This window comes from Actinoplanes sp. ATCC 53533, assembly GCF_003947245.1.
Genome location: NZ_QHHV01000010.1, coordinates 213,714 through 229,305, shown reverse-complemented (window position 1 = coordinate 229,305; position 15,592 = coordinate 213,714). Strand labels below are relative to the sequence as shown.

Here is a 15,592-nt window from a genome sequence, read left to right as displayed (position 1 = left end):
TGATCGTGATCCGACCTCGATTCAACCGACGTGTCGTCACGCGGGTGCGGGCGGCGGGGAGGGATTCCAGTGCGTAATCTCAAGGCATTCCGGTGGCGGTCGCTGCTGGTGCTGACCCTGATCGCGGCGACCCTGCCGGTGCCGGCCGCCGGTGCGGCCGCCGCCGACGCGTGCACGCCGCCGCTCAACCCGGTCGCCTGCGAGAACACGAAGGCGGGCACCCCCCGCAGCACCTGGGATGTCTCCGGCTCCGGCAGCGCGGCGCTGCAGGGCTTCGCCACGCAGATGAGCGTCAACGTCGGCGAGACGGTCAACTTCAAGATCAAATCCACCGCGACCTCGTACCGCCTCGACGTCTACCGGATGGGCTACTACGGGGGCAACGGCGCGCGGCTGGTGGCCACCGTCAACCCGGTCGGCCGGCAGACCCAGCCCGCCTGCCTGTCGAACGCCGGCACCGGCCTGGTCGACTGCGGCAACTGGGCGGTCTCGGCGTCGTGGGCCGTGCCCGCCACCGCGGTCTCCGGCATCTACTTCGCCCGGCTCGTCCGGACCGACAGCACCGCCGGGGCCAGCCACGTCGTCTTCGTGGTGCGCGACGACGCCAGCCACTCGGACCTGGTCATGCAGACCTCCGACACGACCTGGCAGGCGTACAACTCCTACGGCGGCAACAGCCTGTACACCGGTTCGCCGGCCGGGCGCGCGTACAAGGTGAGCTACAACCGCCCGGTCACCACCCGGGGCACGGGCGCCGAGGACGCCGTCTTCAACGCCGAATACCCGATGGTCCGTTTCCTGGAGGCCAACGGCTACGACGTCAGCTACATCTCCGGGGTCGACACCGACGCCCGGGGCGCGCTGCTGAAGAACCACAAGTCGTTCCTGTCGGTCGGTCACGACGAGTACTGGTCCGGCGGCCAGCGGGCCAACGTGGAGGCCGCCCGGGACGCCGGGGTCAGCCTCGCCTTCTTCAGCGGCAACGAGGTGTTCTGGAAGACCCGGTGGGAGAACGCCATCGACGGCTCCGGCACCGCGTACCGCACCCTGGTCTGCTACAAGGAAACGCACGCGAACGCCAAGAGCGACCCGACGAGCGCCTGGACGGGCACCTGGCGGGACCCGCGGTTCAGCCCGCCGGCCGACGGCGGGCGCCCGGAGAACGGCTTGACCGGCACCGCCTTCGAGGTCAACTCCGGCACGGTGAGCCTGAAGGTGCCGGCCGCCGACGGCAAGATGCGGTTCTGGCGCGGCACCACGGTGGCCACCCAGGCCGCCGGCGCCACGGCGACCCTGGGCACCGGCACCGTCGGCTACGAGTGGGACGAGGACGCCGACAACGGCGCCCGGCCCCGCGGCCTGATCGGCCTGTCCACCACGACTGCGACCGGCGTCGAGGTGCTGCAGGACTACGGCTCGCAGTACGCCTCGGGCAGCGCCACCCACCGCCTGACGCTGTACCGCGCCCCGAGCGGCGCCCTGGTGTTCGGCGCCGGCACCGTGCAGTGGTCGTGGGGACTCGACAGCGACCACGACCGCGGGTCGGGCGCGGCCAGCGTCCCGATGCGCCAGGCCACCGTCAACCTGTTCGCGGACATGGGCGCGCAGCCGGCCACCCTGCAGTCCGGCCTGACCGCGGCCACCGCCTCCACCGACACCGTCGGCCCGGCCGCCACCATCACCGCCCCGGCGGCCGGTGCGACCGTGCCGGCCGGTGCGCCGGTCACCATCGCCGGCACCGCCGCGGACAGCGGCGGCGGCGTCGTGGGCGGGGTCGAGGTGAGCACCGACAACGGCGCCACCTGGCACCCGGCCACCGGGCGCGCCACCTGGACCTACACCTGGACCGCGCGGGGCTCCGGCGGCACCACCGTGCGCGTCCGGGCCACCGACGACAGCGCCAACGTCGGCGCGGACGCGACGGTCGCGGTCACCGTCGGCGCGCGCAGCTGCCCGTGCACCATCTGGGACGCGGGCGCCACTCCCGCGATCCCCGCCGATCCCGACAGCACCGGCACCGAGGTCGGCACGAAGTTCCGGGCCGACGTCGCGGGCCAGGTCACCGCGATCCGGTTCTACAAGGGCAGCCCCAACACCGGCACGCACGTCGGGCACCTGTGGACGGCCTCGGGCACCCAACTAGCCGCGGTCACCTTCTCCGGCGAGTCGGCCACCGGCTGGCAGCAGGCGAATCTGTCCACCCCCGTGGCGCTGACCGCCGGGACCACGTACGTGGTGTCGTACTACGCCCCGAACGGCCGTTATGCGGCCGATCCGGGCTACTTCGCCACCGAGGGGGTCGACAGCGAGCCGCTGCACGCCCTGCGCGACGGGATCGACGGCGTCAACGGCGTCTACCGCTTCGGCACCGGCTACCCGACCCTGGCCTGGGAGTCGGCCAACTACTGGGTGGATGTGGTCTTCGCGCCGGGCGGCGGCACACCGGACACGACCGCACCGACGGTGACCGCACGGACCCCGGCGGCCGGCGCCACCGGGGTGCCGGCCGCGACCACGGCCACCGCCACGTTCAGCGAACCGGTGCAGAGCAGCACGGTCGCCCTGGTGCTCAAGGACGCCGGCGGCACGACGGTGCCCGCCAGCGTGGCCTACGACGCCGCCACCAGGAAGGCCACGCTCACGCCCACCGCCGCGCTGGCCGCGAGCACCACGTACACCGTCACGGCCAGCGGCGCGGCCGACCTCGCCGGCAACGTCATGACCGCCGCGTCCTGGTCGTTCACCACCGCGGCCGGCACCACGCCGCCGACCGGCTGCCCCTGCTCGGTCTGGGCCACCTCGGTGATACCGGGCACCCCGGCCGACTCGGACACCGCGGCCGTGGAGGTGGGCATGAAGTTCCGTGCCGACGTCGCCGGCCAGGTCACCGCGGTCCGGTTCTACAAGGGCAGCGGCAATAGCGGCACGCACGTCGGGCACCTGTGGAGCGCGACCGGCACGCTGCTCGGCACGGTCACGTTCAGCGGTGAGACCGCCACCGGCTGGCAGACCGCCACGTTCGCCACCCCGGTGCCGGTGGCCGCCGGCACCACCTATGTCGTGTCGTACTACGCGCCGGCCGGACGCTATGCGGGCGACAGCGGTTACTTCGCGTCGGGTGTCGACAACGGGCCGCTGCACGCCCTGCAGAACGGCGTCGACGGGCCCAACGGCATCTACCGGTACGGGACCGGCGGCGGTTTCCCGAGCAACACCTGGGAGTCGACCAACTACTGGGTCGACGTCGTGTTCACCCCCGCCAGCTGAGGAGTACGCCCGTGTACGGATCGAACAAGTGGTCGCGGCGTGTCCTGTTGCCGCTTGTGATGTGCCTGGCCCTGGTGGCCGCCCTGCTCAGCCCGGCCCAGCCGGCCTCGGCGGCCACCTGCCCGTGCTCGATCTGGCCCGCGACGGCCGTACCGGGCACCCCGGCGGATCCCGACACCGCGGCCGTCGAGGTCGGGGTCAAGTTCCGTGCCGACGCGGCCGGCCAGATCACCGCGATCCGGTTCTACAAGGGCAGCGGCAACTCCGGCACGCACGTCGGGCATCTGTGGAGCGCGACCGGGACCAACCTCGGCACCGTGACCTTCACCGGCGAGTCCGCCACCGGCTGGCAGACCGCCACGTTCGCCAGTCCCATCCCGATCAGCGCCGACACCACGTACGTCGCCTCGTACTACGCACCCAACGGCCGATACGCCTACGACGAAGGTGCCTTCGAGAACGGCGGAGTCGACAACGACCCCCTGCACGCCCTGCGCGACGGCGTCGACGGGGCCAACGGCATCTACCGGTACGGCACCGGCGGCGGCTTCCCCACCAACACCTGGCAGGCGGCCAACTACTGGGTCGACGTGGTGTACACCACCTCCGCGTCCGACACCACGCCGCCCACCGTCACCGCCACCAACCCGGCCGCGGGCGCGACCGGCGTGCCCACCACGACGGCGGTCAGCGCCACGCTCAGCGAGGCCGTGCAGGCCGGCACCCCGGCCATCGCCGTCACGGCCGGCGGCAGCGCGGTGGCCGGCGCGACCGCGTACGACGCCGGCACCCGCACGCTGACCTTCAGCCCGGCGAGCGCGCTGGCCGCCTCGACGGCGCACACCGTCACCGTCAGCGGCGCGCGAGATACCGCCGGCAACACGATGACCCCGGTCTCCTGGTCGTTCACCACCGCGGCGGCCGGCGGATCCGGCTGCCCGTGCACGATCTGGCCGGCCACCGCCGCGCCGGCCACCGCCTCGGTCAACGACGACTCCGCGGTCGAGGTCGGGGTGCGCTTCCGCACCAGCACGGCGGGATTCATCAGCGGCCTGCGGTTCTACAAGGGCGCGAGCAACACCGGTACGCACACCGGGTCGCTCTGGACGAACACCGGCACCCGGCTCGCGACCGTGACGTTCACCGGCGAGAGCGGCTCCGGCTGGCAGGCCGCCACGCTGCCCAGCCCGGTAGCCGTGGCGGCGAACACCACCTACGTGGCGTCATACCACACCGACGCCGGCTTCTACTCACTCACCGGCAGCGGCCTGGCCTCGGCCGTCTCCCGCGGCCCGCTGACCGCCCTGGCCAACGGTGGCGGCAACGGCGCCAACGGCATCTACCGGTACGGCGCCAGCGCGTTCCCCACCAACTCGTACCAGGCGAGCAACTACTGGGTCGACGTCGTCTTCGACACCACCGCCACGGACTCCACCGCGCCGACCATCGCCGCCCGGGCCCCGGCGCCCGGCGCGGTCGGCGTGCCGACCTCGGGCGCCGTCAGCGTGACCTTCAGCGAGCCGGTCACCGCGTCCAGCATCGTGATGACCCTGACCGGCCCGTCCGGTTCGGTCGCCGGCACCACCGTCTACAACGCCGGCAGCAGCACCGCCACGTTCACCCCCGCCGCCGCGCTGGCCACCTCCACCGGCTACACCGTCGCGGTCAGCGGCGCCCGGGACGCCGCCGGCAACGTCATGGCGCCGGGAAGCTGGTCGTTCACCACCGCCGCGCCGCCACCGCCGCCACCGGACCAGGGCCCGGGCGGACCGGTGCTCGTGGTCAAGTCGGCCGTGACCGGGGCGAGCGGGTTCACCTCGTTCCTCGCGGAGGTCCTGCGGACCGAGGGCATCAACGAGTTCGCCACCACCGACCTGTCGTCGGTCACCGCGTCGGTGCTCAGCCAGTACGACGTCGTGCTGCTCGGCCCGACCCCGCTCACCGCGGCACAGGTCGGCATGCTCACCACCTGGGTCAACGGCGGCGGCAACCTCGTCGCGTTCCGGCCCGACAAGCAACTCGCCGGCCTGCTCGGCCTGACCTCCACCACCGGCACGCTGGCCGAGGGTTACCTGAAGATCGACGGGTCGGCCTCGCCCGGCGCCGGCATCACCGACCAGACGATCCAGTTCCACGGCACCGCCGACCGGTACACCCTGGCCGGCGCCCGCGCCGTCGCCACGCTGTATTCCAGCGCCACGGCGGCCACCACCAACCCGGCGGTGTCGCTGGCCGACGTCGGCACCTCCGGCGGACAGGCCGCGGCGTTCAGCTTCGACCTCGCCCAGTCCCTGGTGTACACCCGCCAGGGCAACCCGGCCTGGGACCAGCAGGAGCGCGACGGCAGCTCGCCGATCCGCTCCGACGACCTCTACTTCGGCGGCTCCAGCACCGACTGGGTCAACCTAAACAGGGTCGCCATCCCGCAGGCCGACGAGCAGCAGCGGCTGCTGGCCAACCTGATCGGCGCGATGAACCTCGACCGCAAGCCGCTGCCCCGGTTCTGGTACTTCCCGCGCAGCCTCAAGGCGGTCATCGTGGCCACCGGCGACGACCACGCGACCGGCGGCACGGCGGGCCGGTTCGACCAGTACACGGCGAACAGCCCGACCGGCTGCGTCGTCGACGACTGGCAGTGCGCCCGCTTCACCTCGTACCTCTATCCGAACTCGCCGCTGAGCAACAGCCAGGCGACGGCGTTCCAGTCGCGGGGCTTCGAGGTCGGCCTGCACCCCAACAACAACTGCGCGAACTTCACCGCCAGCTCGCTGGCCTCCACCTACACCAGCCAGCTCGGGACCTGGCGGGCCAAGTACAGCGGGGTACCGGCGCCGACCACCAACCGGATGCACTGCCTGGTCTGGTCGGACTGGTCGACCCAGGCGTCCACCGAGGCCGCCAACGGGATCCGGCTCGACACCAACTACTACTACTGGCCCGGCACCTGGATCGACGACCGGCCGGGCTTCATGACCGGCTCCGGCATGCCGATGCGCTTCTCCGGCAAGACGGGCGGGCTCATCGACGTCTACCAGGCCGCGACCCAGATGACCGACGAGTCCGACCAGAGCTACCCGTTCACGCCGGACGCGCTGCTGGACGCGGCAATGGGCCCGGAGGGCCGCTACGGCGCCTTTACGGTCAACATGCACACCGACAAGGCCACCACGTACGACAGCGACCAGGTGCTGGCCTCCGCGCAGCGCCACGGCGTGCCCCTGGTGAGCGCCCGGCAGATGCTCACCTGGCTCGACGGGCGCAACGCCTCGTCGTACACCGGCATCTCGTGGTCGGCGAACACCCTGTCGTTCACCCTCAACGTGGGCAGCGGCGCCAACGGGCTGACCGGAATGGTGCCGACGCTCGGCCCGGCCGGCAGCACGCTGTCCACGCTGACCCGGGCCGGCACCGCCGTGCCGTTCACCCGGACCACCATCAAGGGCGTCGAATACGCGATGTTCACCGCCGCGCCGGGAGCGTACGCGGCAGACTACGGCGCGCCCGCCGCCGCGCCGACGGTCGCTGCCGCCACCCTGGTGGCCGACAGCAGCACGGCGAGCGTCACCGTGACGGGCACCCTCGCCAGCCGCACCGAGATCGAGTACGGCACGCAGGCCGACCAGCTGACCGGACGGGTCGTCGACGGCACCCGGGCCGGCAAGCGCACCGTCCGGCTCGCCGGGCTCGCCCCCGGCACCGCCTACTGGTACCGGGTCCGGGTGACCGCACCCGGCGGCCGGACCACGGTCTCGAAGGTGCAACAGTTCGTCACCCCGGCCACCGACCGCCGAGCGGCCGGCATGTCGGCGGTCTCCGTGCAGCCCCAACCGGACGGCACCGCGACGATCGGCTGGCGCACCGACGAGTCAGCCGCCGCGACGCTGCTGATCGGCACAACCCCGGACGCCCTCGACGAGTGGCAGGGCGACCAGGGCGGCCGGCGGCACAGCGTCGTGGTGACCCAGCTGGCGCCGCTGAAGACCTACCACTACCGGATCCGCAGCGTCGACGCGGCGGGCAACACGACGGTATGGCCGGCCCTCAACCGCCCACCGGCGACGTTCGTCTCCGCGGCGGTCGGCGTGGCCGACTTCACCGGCCCGCAACTGCGCACCGGCACGGCCCAGCAAACCACGGTCAAGGACGACGGGGTACGGCTGTCCGCCGGCGCCCGCACCGGCAGCAAGACCTCCCGGGTGCTCGACGCCGGGCAGATGGTCACCTGGGACCGGCTGACATACCAGGCCGAGGTGCCCGCCGGAGCCACCCTGCGACTGTTCGTCCGTACGGGCAGCACCGCATCCCCGGGCGCGACCTGGACCGGCTGGACCAGGGTGGGCCAGGGCGGCCGGGTAACGGCCGGCTCGCGCTACGCGCAGTACCGGGTGGAGCTGACCCGGGCCCGCGACGGGAACAGCCCGGTCCTGAACGGGGTCGGCATCACCTCCGACGCGGCGCCGCTGGAAACCCCGACCGAGCGCTGAGCCATCGGAGGCGCCGGCCCACACCCCGAGTGGGCCGGCGCCTCCGTCCGGACCAGCGCCCCGGGCCGGGAACCGCTCGTTCCCCAGTCGCCGATCCGACCGGCAAGCTGACCGCGAACCCGCCCGGCTACCGCGACGAGGCCCACGCCAGCCGCCAGGACCAATCCGAAACATCTTGCCGGTGCACCCAACCGACTCGTCGGAACCCCTTGGGGAACCCCGGTCCGCACGCTGAGCACAGCAACCACATCCTGAGCACCCCGCCCCACACCCCAGACCGATCCTCACAAAAAGCCCATACAGCCACCGCCGCCATCGCCGCCATCGCCGCCATCGCCATCGCCGCCAGGTCCAGGTCCAGGTCCAGGTCCAGGTCCACGTCCACGTCCACGTCCACGTCCACGGCGATCTTGATGATCCGGGGCATCGAGCACGCCGCAGGTCTCCAAAATCTGAGCACCGGCGCGGAACCGCCTCCCGAAGCGGTCCACGCAGCACTGCCCGAACGTCCGCGAACCGCCGCCGATCGCGGCACAGCGACCACCCACGCTGTTCACCCCAGCCAGGGCGGCTTGACCGGCCCGTAAGTGGTGAGTTTGTGGCAGGCACTGGCGTCCCTGCGCCGCACTCCCAGTTCCACACGCCCCAAAGCGCAACCGACCCCGCACACTTACCCAACGCCACGGCAGCCATGGAAGGGGCAACGGGGGTCTGTCAAGAAAACGGTGTAACTCGATGTTGTTGAGGGTTAGTTGCGGCCTGCGGTCAGCCGACCGTCGAAGGCGAGGTCGAAGGCGTTGAGCTGCCACGAAGTTTCCGGACAGGGGATCTAATATGATCTCGGTCTGGGATGGAGATGGGCATGGCGCGGCAGAAACGGTCCTACTCGCAGGAGTACCGCGATGAGGCGGTGAAGATGGTGATCGAGACGTCACGTCCGATCGCGGTCGTCGCGCGGGAACTCGGCTTGTTGGACGGCACTCTCGGTAATTGGGTCAGCGCGTATAGGAAGAGTCACCCTGTGGAAGAACAGCCCCTGGCTTTGCCGGATCGGGCGCGGTTGAAGGAACTCGAACGTGAGAACCGGGAGTTGCGGCTGCAGAACGAGTTCCTGAAAAAAGCGGCGGCCTTCTTCGCTCAGGATCATCGGTAAGCGACGTTTACGAGCTTATCGACGCCGAGAAGGCTGACTTTCCCATCGTGATGATGTGCACGGAATTGGAGGTGTCCCGGTCGGGCTATTACGAGTGGCGCGACCGACCGGAGTCGGCGACCGCAGCACGTCGTGGTGTCCTGCTGGCCGCGATCACCGCGATCTTCTCCCGCCATGAGGGCCGCTACGGGCACCGGCGTGTCCACGAGATCCTGCGACGCCAGGGCCGGCGGTGCAGTGTGGAGCTGGTCCGCCAGCTGATGGCTCAGGTCGGTCTGCGGGCGGCCCAACCGCGGAAATGGCAGGTCACGACCCGTCCCGACAAGCAGGCCGCGGCCCGCGTGCCGGATCTGGTACGCCGGGACTTCACCGCGACCGCCGCCGGCGCCAAGCTCGTCGCGGACATCACGTACGTGCACACGTGGCAGGGCTGGATCTACCTGGCGACGGTGATCGACTGCTACTCCAGGGCAGTCGTCGGTTGGGCGGTCGCGGACCACATGCGCACCGAGTTGGTCGTCGACGCTATTGAGATGGCGGCCCGTAACATCACCATACCGAAAGGTGCGATCTTCCACTCTGATCGCGGCAGCCAATACATGTCGCACGAGTATCGCCGGACGCTGAAGAAACTCGGTCTGCGGTCCTCGGTCGGCCGTACGGGGGTCTGCTGGGACAACGCCCTAGCAGAATCGTTCAATGCCAGCCTGAAAAATGAGATGGTCAACCGGACCGTCTTCCCGATGAAAGCCCACGCACGAGACGCTATTGTGCGCTATGTCGAACTGTACTACAATCGCCAAAGGATCCACTCGGCGCTCGGCTATAAGACGCCGTACGAAATTCTCAGCGGACGCACGGACAACACATTAGCGGCGTGAAAACACGCTAAAAGCACTGTCCGGAAAACGCGCGGCAGCCCAGTGGGTGGATGCGGTGTTGTGGTGGGACTGGGTGTGCGTCGGCCATCGCCTGTTCTGCTCGATGATCGCGGATGTGGGGTGGTAGCCGTCCGGTCGACGTCGGGAGCCCATGGCGCTCCACCCGCAGCCTGATCCACCAACTCGAACAACTCGGCCACAAGTCACCCTGCAACCCACCACATGACACACCCCTAAAACCCGACAGACATCCCGGCTCCGCCGGGACGCTGCCGCCTGCCCCCGAACTCTCTATTTACGGGTCAGGGCGGCGACCACCAACACCCCGCCGGCCGGACCCGGCGGCACCGGAGAACAAACCCCGGAGCAGTCCTGACTCGAAGTTGACAGTGACCAACGTGCGGCAGCATTCCGCGTCGCGAAGCGGGCGGCGGCGACGGGAGCATGCGGATGAAGGCACCAGACTCAGGAACTGGCGAGCGACCTGCCGGGTAATGATGTCCCAGATCCCGCACCGGGCTGTGAGCGGGGCAAGCGGCGGTGCGTTCGCCGGCCGCGAGCGGTCCTGTCCAAGTGGACGGCGGGTTGAGGTCGTTCCTGCTCGTGGGCCCTTAGGTGAGTGGCCCACGAGCAGAACGTCGCACTGTGGTCGGCTCAGCCTGGTGTTGCGGCATCCCAGTAGTGGGCGCGTACGTTCTCCGCGTCGTCGTCGGCCAGGGTGTCGCCGATCAATGGTGTGTAGTTGGGCGCGGTGTTGATGGTGTGGCTGGTATGTGGCACCTGCACCGTCGACGCCTGGTCGAGATCGGCGTTCTGCAGATCGACCAGGTGGGTGAAGGTGAGGATCCGACCGTGGGTGACCGCGGCGGCTCCCCACGGGGCATCCAGGTCGGTGGGGTAGCGGTAGACGGCGGTGATCGTTCCGACCGACCGATCGCCGCTGTCGCGTAGCTCGCGGCCCAACAGGTCGTGGGTGGACAACGGCACGACGCACCTCCAGCGTGTCTCGACGTGGTTCGGCTATCGATCAGCCTGGTTACGCGATATGACGCCTGGTCCGCGGCGACATGACAGTTCGATGACAGCCTTGCGGTGGAAAAGGGTGCACCTATGCATGATTTAGCTGATCATAGGTCCCGGTCGTGGCCGCCGGGGGGTGCTCCCAGCGCTGCCGCCACTGCGGTTCCGGTAGCTCTCCGGCCGCCTCGATCAGGGCGCCGAGGGTGGCGGCGAGGGCCAGCGGCCGGGTCAGGTAGAGGTCGGCGACCAGCGTCGCGATGGTTTCCCGGCGGTGGCGCATGACCTCACCGACCAGCTCGCGGCCGCGCGCGGTGAGGATGACCCAGGCGGCCCGGCGGTCCTCGGGCCGTTCCTCCCGGGCCACCAGGCCCTTGCGCACCAGCCGGTTGCACATCCGGGTGGCGGTCGAGGAGGTCACGGCGAGTTCCTGCGCGAGATCGACGACCCGTTGCGGCCCGTGCGCGACCAGCACGACCAGCGTGCGGAACTGCTGCAGGGTCACGTCGTCGTCGAGGCTCGCCAGCGAGCGGGCGGCCATGCCGACGAAGACCCGGCTGAGCGCCAGCAGCGCGTCGACCACCTCGTCTTCGCCGGCGGAGAGCGTCGTCTGCGAAGTCACGGGACCTACTTTGACATGCCGGCCACCGGACTCTGTCATGCGACTGTCATGCGATCGCGTGCCGGGCGCCATGGTCGGGCCCGACCATCGGACCCGGGGCAGCACCCTCCCCGCCGGTCGGCGCGGGCGGCGTACCGATGCGGGCGCTCCCCGTGCCGGCCCGGGTGGGCCGCCCCGGCCGGTCAGCCCCGGAACATCCGTGATCGGGGATCGGCGGCGGCCCGGCGGCCGCGGACCAGCCGGACCGAGACGAGCGCGGCGATCGTCATCGTGCAGGCGATCAGGATCCACAGCACGGCCGGCTGCACCGGCGGGGCGATGCCGACGTTGGCTTTGGCGATGCCCAGGCTCGACACGTCCTGCGCGGGAGGCAGCGCCGCCGGCGGTAGCTTCCCGTACTGCACCAGGCCGGTGGTCTCCAGCAACTTCATGTGGTTCATCACGAAGATGGTGGACTGGTCGGCCAGCGTGCGCACGAGCTTGTTGCGGGTGGCGGCCCGGACGGCCCCGATCACGGGGAAGATCTTCCCGTGCGCGGCGCGCAGCCGGGAGACGAAGACCTGGTCGAACTGCCCGCCCTGGGCGTTCTGCATCTCGGACAGCCAGCCCTGCTGCTCGGCCGTCGGGCTCGACGGGAGGGTGGCGCCCATCTCGTTCGCGGCGTCCACCACGTACTGGTCGAGCTCGACGTGCTGGTCGGCGATCATCTGGCCGACCTGGCGTACCACGGCAGTGCTGCCCTTCTCCGCGGCCATCTGCCCGGCGGGCATCTCCCACAGGCCGGCGAGCCGCACGCCGTTGAGCAACGTCATGTCCGCGGCGTTGAGCTGGGTCGGCCCGACCGGGGCCGCGCCGGCCGGGGCGGCCGGCCCGGCGAGCGTCAGCACCAGCAGGACGGCGGTGACGAGGCCGGCGTGGCTACGACCGGAAGAACGGAGCATCGGTACCTCCAACAGCGGCGACATCCATCGGCGAGAGGTACGGCGCCCGTCCCTGAAAGGTTCACTGATGCATCTAAATTTGGTACGGAGTGGTGGTGCCGGCGGTCCCGGCCGGGTCACGTGTTCATCGCCTCGGCGGGGTCCGCGTCCTCGGTGTCGAACACGTGATCCAGCCGGGCCAGCCGAAGGATCCGCCGTACCCGGTGCGCTGGCCCGCGCAACGTCAGCCGGCCGCCCGTGTGCATCATCGTGCGATGCGCCCGCAGCAGCACCGCGATCGCGGCGGCGTCCAGCACGGGGCTCGCGCGCAGGTCCACGATCAGCCGGCGAGGGGCGAGCGCCACCGTCTCGGCGATGAGCCGCGCCCACCTGTCGACGGCGACCCCCTCGAACGCCTCGGTGACCACGACGATCGCCTCCGGGATCGTCTCCGGCATCGCTGACCTCCCCCGACTGGACCATGCCCTGGTGATCACAGAGTGGCCGTCCGGCATGGCGGCGGCTCCGCGGCTATATGACGGTCTCGTGACAGTCCGTGCTTTTCCGCGCCAGGATTCGCCGGAGCTGTGTCCGGCGGCGATGATGGGAACGTGGCCGCGGTACTGGTGATCGAGGACGACGACCGGATCCGGCTCTCGCTGATCCTGGCGCTGGAGGACGAGGGCTACACGGTGACCGGTGCGCCCACCGCCGAGGAGGGCCTGGCCGCTCAGCACCGCAGCCCGGCCGACACGGTGCTGGTCGACCTGATGCTGCCGGGCGTCGACGGCTTTGAGTGCATCCGGCAGCTGCGGCGCGCCGATGACGTGCCGATCGTGGTGATCAGCGCCCGCGAGGACACCCACGACATCGTCGCGGCGCTGGAGGCCGGCGCCGATGACTACCTGGTCAAGCCCGTGGCGGTGCCGGAGCTCGCCGCGCGGCTGCGGGCGCTGCGCCGCCGGGCGCGCACGGCGGGACCGGACGCGATCCCGGTGTCGCGTTTCGGTGACCTCGAGATCGTGCCGGCCGCCGGCGAGGTGCGGCTGCGGGGCGAGCCCGTCGCCGTGACCCGCACCGAGTTCCAGCTGCTGTGCGAGCTCGCCGACCATCCCGGGCGGGTGCTGTCGCGCCAGCAGTTGCTGCAACGGGTGTGGGGATACGACGTCGGCGACGAACGCCTGGTCGACGTGCACGTCGGCCGGCTCCGCCACAAGATCGAGGACGACTCGGGGGCGCCCCGGCACCTGGTCACGGTCCGCGGCCTCGGATACAAGCTGCAGCGATGATCCGCGCAGGGCTCCGCGTACGGGTCGTCGCCGGGTTCGCCGCCGGTGCGCTCGCGCTGTCGACCACGATGGCGTTCGCCTCCTTCCAGATCGCCCGGCACTCCCTGCTCGCCGAGCGGGAGAGCACCGCGGTGCGCGCGGCCCACTACGACGCGGCCGTCGTGCGCGCCGGCATCACCAGCGTCGTCCGGCCCGACATGGTCGCCGTGCTGCGCTCGCTCGACACCGGCGAGGACCGCCGGGCACTGCTGCAGCGCGGCGACACCTGGTACGCGCGCAGCGCGGACACCGGGGTCACCGGCGCGATCCCGGCGGCCCTGCGCCAGCGGGCCCGGTCCGGCGTCCCCGCGATGCAGCGGATCCTCGCCGACGGCACGCCCACCCTGGTGATCGCCCTGCCCATCGCGGCCGACACCGTCTTCTACGAGGTCGACTCGCTGCGGGAGCTCGACCACACGTTGCGGGTGCTCACGATCGTGCTCACCGCGGTGGCGGTCGGCACCGCACTGGCCGGGGCCTGCCTGGGCTGGTACGCCAGCCGTTACGTCCTGCGGCCGCTGGTCCGCGTGGCCGAGGCGGCCCAGGAGATCGCCAGCGGTGCCTCCGCCGCCCGCCTCGACCCGGCGCAGGAACCCGACCTGGCCCGCCTGTCGACATCCTTCAACCACATGGTCGAGGAGCTGTCCGCGCGTCTCGAACGGGACCGGCGGTTCGCCGCCGACGTCAGCCACGAACTGCGCTCGCCGCTGCAGACCCTCGCGGCCGCGGCGAGCGTGCTCAACCGCCGCCGGGACAAACTGGACGAACGCACCGCCATCGCCGCCGGGCTGGTCTCCGACGAGGTCACCCGGTTTCAGCGGCTGGTGCACGACCTGCTCACCCTGGCCCGCGCCGACCAGGACACCGACCGGGGACCCGTCGACATCCACGAGCTGGCCCGCTCGGTGTGCCGGGAACGAGGCGTCGCCGACAGCATCGTGTCGACCGACGGTGCCCCGGTGTGGTGCGTCGACCGGCGCCGGGTCCGTCAACTGCTCGGCAACCTGCTGGACAACGCGAGCGCCTACGGCGGCGGCCCGACCGCGATCCGGCTGAGCCTGCGCGGGCAGCACGGATGCGTCGAGGTCGACGACGAGGGGCCCGGCATCGGCCCGGACGACAAGGCCGTGATCTTCGACCGGTTCGTGCGCGGCCGCGCCGCCGGCACCCGCGGCGACAGCGACGGGACCGGGCTGGGCCTGGCGATCGTCGCCCGGCACGCGTCGGCGCACGGCGGGACCGCGACCGTGCTGGACCGCCCCGGCGGCGGCGCACGATTCGTCGTCGAGCTGCCGGGATGCGCGCCATGACCCGGAGCGGCCGCGGCCTCCCGGCGCTCCTGACGGCGTGCCTGCTGACCGGCGCGTGCGGCGTACCGGTGGACGGATCACCTCGCGACCTGGACCGACCGCGCCCGGCGGCGGGCTCCAGCACGCCCGCCCCCGGCGGCCTCGGCTCCGCCCTCGAACGGCTCTACCTGGTCCGCGACGGCAGCCTGGTGCGGGCGGTCCGGCGGGTGCCCGTCCCGCCGACACCCCAGCGGATGCTCGCCGACCTGCTCGCCGGGCCCACCAGGGCCGAGCAGCAGGACGGTCTGTCCAGCGCGCTGAGCACCATGCGGATCGACGGCATGACAGTCATCCAGCGGCGGGCCACCGTGACGATCAGCGAACCACCCGACCAGGCCGCACGCAGCGACGAGATCCTCGCCTACGGCCAGATCGTCTGCACCCTGACCAGCCAGGGCGCCGAGGTGGGCACGGTCTCCTTCACCAGCGCGGGCCGCCCGCTCGGCGTGCCCCGCGGCGACGGATCGCTGTCCACCCAGCCGTTGACCATCGCCGACTACGCCGGCCTGCTCGACCCATGAGCGCCGGCACGGCCGCGGCCGTGCCGAAAGACGGTGGTACAGGCATGGAC

Annotated in this window: 11 protein-coding genes; 6 read left to right on the top strand and 5 right to left on the bottom strand. The window is 71.3% G+C overall.

What is annotated here, in order from left to right:
* Nucleotides 1-69: 69 nt before the first annotated feature.
* Both DMB66_RS04155 and DMB66_RS04150 read left to right on the top strand, forming a co-directional pair.
* On the top strand, nt 70-3,267 hold the full coding sequence (locus DMB66_RS04155; protein ID WP_199751903.1) for a N,N-dimethylformamidase beta subunit family domain-containing protein: 3,198 nt from the start codon (nt 70-72) through the stop codon (nt 3,265-3,267).
* Between the two features lie 11 nt (nt 3,268-3,278).
* Nucleotides 3,279-7,751 carry a DUF4082 domain-containing protein gene (locus DMB66_RS04150; RefSeq protein WP_125802639.1) on the top strand — a complete coding sequence of 1,491 codons (4,473 nt, stop codon included), beginning with the start codon at nt 3,279-3,281 and terminating at the stop codon, nt 7,749-7,751.
* A gap of 127 nt (nt 7,752-7,878) precedes the next feature.
* Here the strand turns inward: DMB66_RS04150 and DMB66_RS04145 are convergent, their stop codons facing one another.
* Nucleotides 7,879-8,178 (bottom strand): hypothetical protein, encoded by a 300-nt coding sequence (locus DMB66_RS04145; protein ID WP_125802638.1) that lies wholly within the window; start codon nt 8,176-8,178, stop codon nt 7,879-7,881.
* Nucleotides 8,179-8,613: 435 nt separating this feature from the next.
* Here DMB66_RS04145 and DMB66_RS04140 point away from each other — a divergent pair.
* Nucleotides 8,614-9,785 (top strand): IS3 family transposase gene (locus DMB66_RS04140; protein WP_125802637.1). Its coding sequence is split into 2 segments (ribosomal slippage): nt 8,614-8,872 and nt 8,872-9,785, totalling 1,173 coding nucleotides; the frame shifts between segments, so codons are not numbered across the junction.
* 654 nt (nt 9,786-10,439) lie between these two features.
* On the opposite strand, the gene DMB66_RS04135 is transcribed toward DMB66_RS04140, so the two are convergent.
* The 4 genes from DMB66_RS04135 to DMB66_RS04120 all read right to left on the bottom strand — a co-directional run bounded on the left by DMB66_RS04135 (nt 10,440) and on the right by DMB66_RS04120 (nt 12,802).
* A complete protein-coding gene (locus DMB66_RS04135) occupies nt 10,440-10,772 on the bottom strand; it encodes a hypothetical protein (protein WP_125802636.1) in 333 nt (110 codons plus the stop codon).
* Between the two features lie 121 nt (nt 10,773-10,893).
* A complete protein-coding gene (locus DMB66_RS04130) occupies nt 10,894-11,424 on the bottom strand; it encodes a MarR family winged helix-turn-helix transcriptional regulator (protein WP_233624282.1) in 531 nt (176 codons plus the stop codon).
* Nucleotides 11,425-11,606: 182 nt separating this feature from the next.
* Nucleotides 11,607-12,365 carry a DUF4142 domain-containing protein gene (locus DMB66_RS04125; RefSeq protein ID WP_125802634.1) on the bottom strand — a complete coding sequence of 253 codons (759 nt, stop codon included), beginning with the start codon at nt 12,363-12,365 and terminating at the stop codon, nt 11,607-11,609.
* 116 nt (nt 12,366-12,481) lie between these two features.
* Nucleotides 12,482-12,802, bottom strand: a complete 321-nt coding sequence (locus DMB66_RS04120; protein WP_158647138.1) for an STAS domain-containing protein — start codon at nt 12,800-12,802, stop codon at nt 12,482-12,484.
* A 153-nt stretch (nt 12,803-12,955) separates the two neighbouring features.
* On the opposite strand from DMB66_RS04120, the gene DMB66_RS04115 reads away from it, so the two are divergent.
* Genes DMB66_RS04115 through DMB66_RS04105 form a run of 3 tightly spaced genes read left to right on the top strand, consistent with a single transcriptional unit; the run spans nt 12,956 to nt 15,542 of the window.
* Complete coding sequence (locus tag DMB66_RS04115; protein ID WP_125802632.1) at nt 12,956-13,633, top strand: response regulator transcription factor; 678 nt, start codon at nt 12,956-12,958, stop codon at nt 13,631-13,633.
* Nucleotides 13,630-14,982: a cell wall metabolism sensor histidine kinase WalK gene (locus DMB66_RS04110; RefSeq protein WP_125802631.1), complete on the top strand. Its 1,353-nt coding sequence runs from the start codon at nt 13,630-13,632 to the stop codon at nt 14,980-14,982. The genes DMB66_RS04115 and DMB66_RS04110 overlap by 4 nt, the downstream gene beginning before the upstream one ends.
* Nucleotides 14,979-15,542 carry a GerMN domain-containing protein gene (locus DMB66_RS04105; RefSeq protein WP_125802630.1) on the top strand — a complete coding sequence of 188 codons (564 nt, stop codon included), beginning with the start codon at nt 14,979-14,981 and terminating at the stop codon, nt 15,540-15,542. The genes DMB66_RS04110 and DMB66_RS04105 overlap by 4 nt, the downstream gene beginning before the upstream one ends.
* Nucleotides 15,543-15,592: the final 50 nt, after the last annotated feature.

What these genes read in the sequence shown, in the direction of transcription:
- DMB66_RS04105 (WP_125802630.1), top strand. Translation starts at nt 14,979, where the DNA reads ATGACCCGGAGCGGCCGCGGCCTCCCGGCGCTCCTGACGGCGTGCCTG.
- DMB66_RS04120 (WP_158647138.1), bottom strand. Translation starts at nt 12,802, where the DNA reads ATGCCGGAGACGATCCCGGAGGCGATCGTCGTGGTCACCGAGGCGTTC.
- DMB66_RS04110 (WP_125802631.1), top strand. Translation starts at nt 13,630, where the DNA reads ATGATCCGCGCAGGGCTCCGCGTACGGGTCGTCGCCGGGTTCGCCGCC.
- DMB66_RS04145 (WP_125802638.1), bottom strand. Translation starts at nt 8,178, where the DNA reads ATGCCCCGGATCATCAAGATCGCCGTGGACGTGGACGTGGACGTGGAC.
- DMB66_RS04125 (WP_125802634.1), bottom strand. Translation starts at nt 12,365, where the DNA reads ATGCTCCGTTCTTCCGGTCGTAGCCACGCCGGCCTCGTCACCGCCGTC.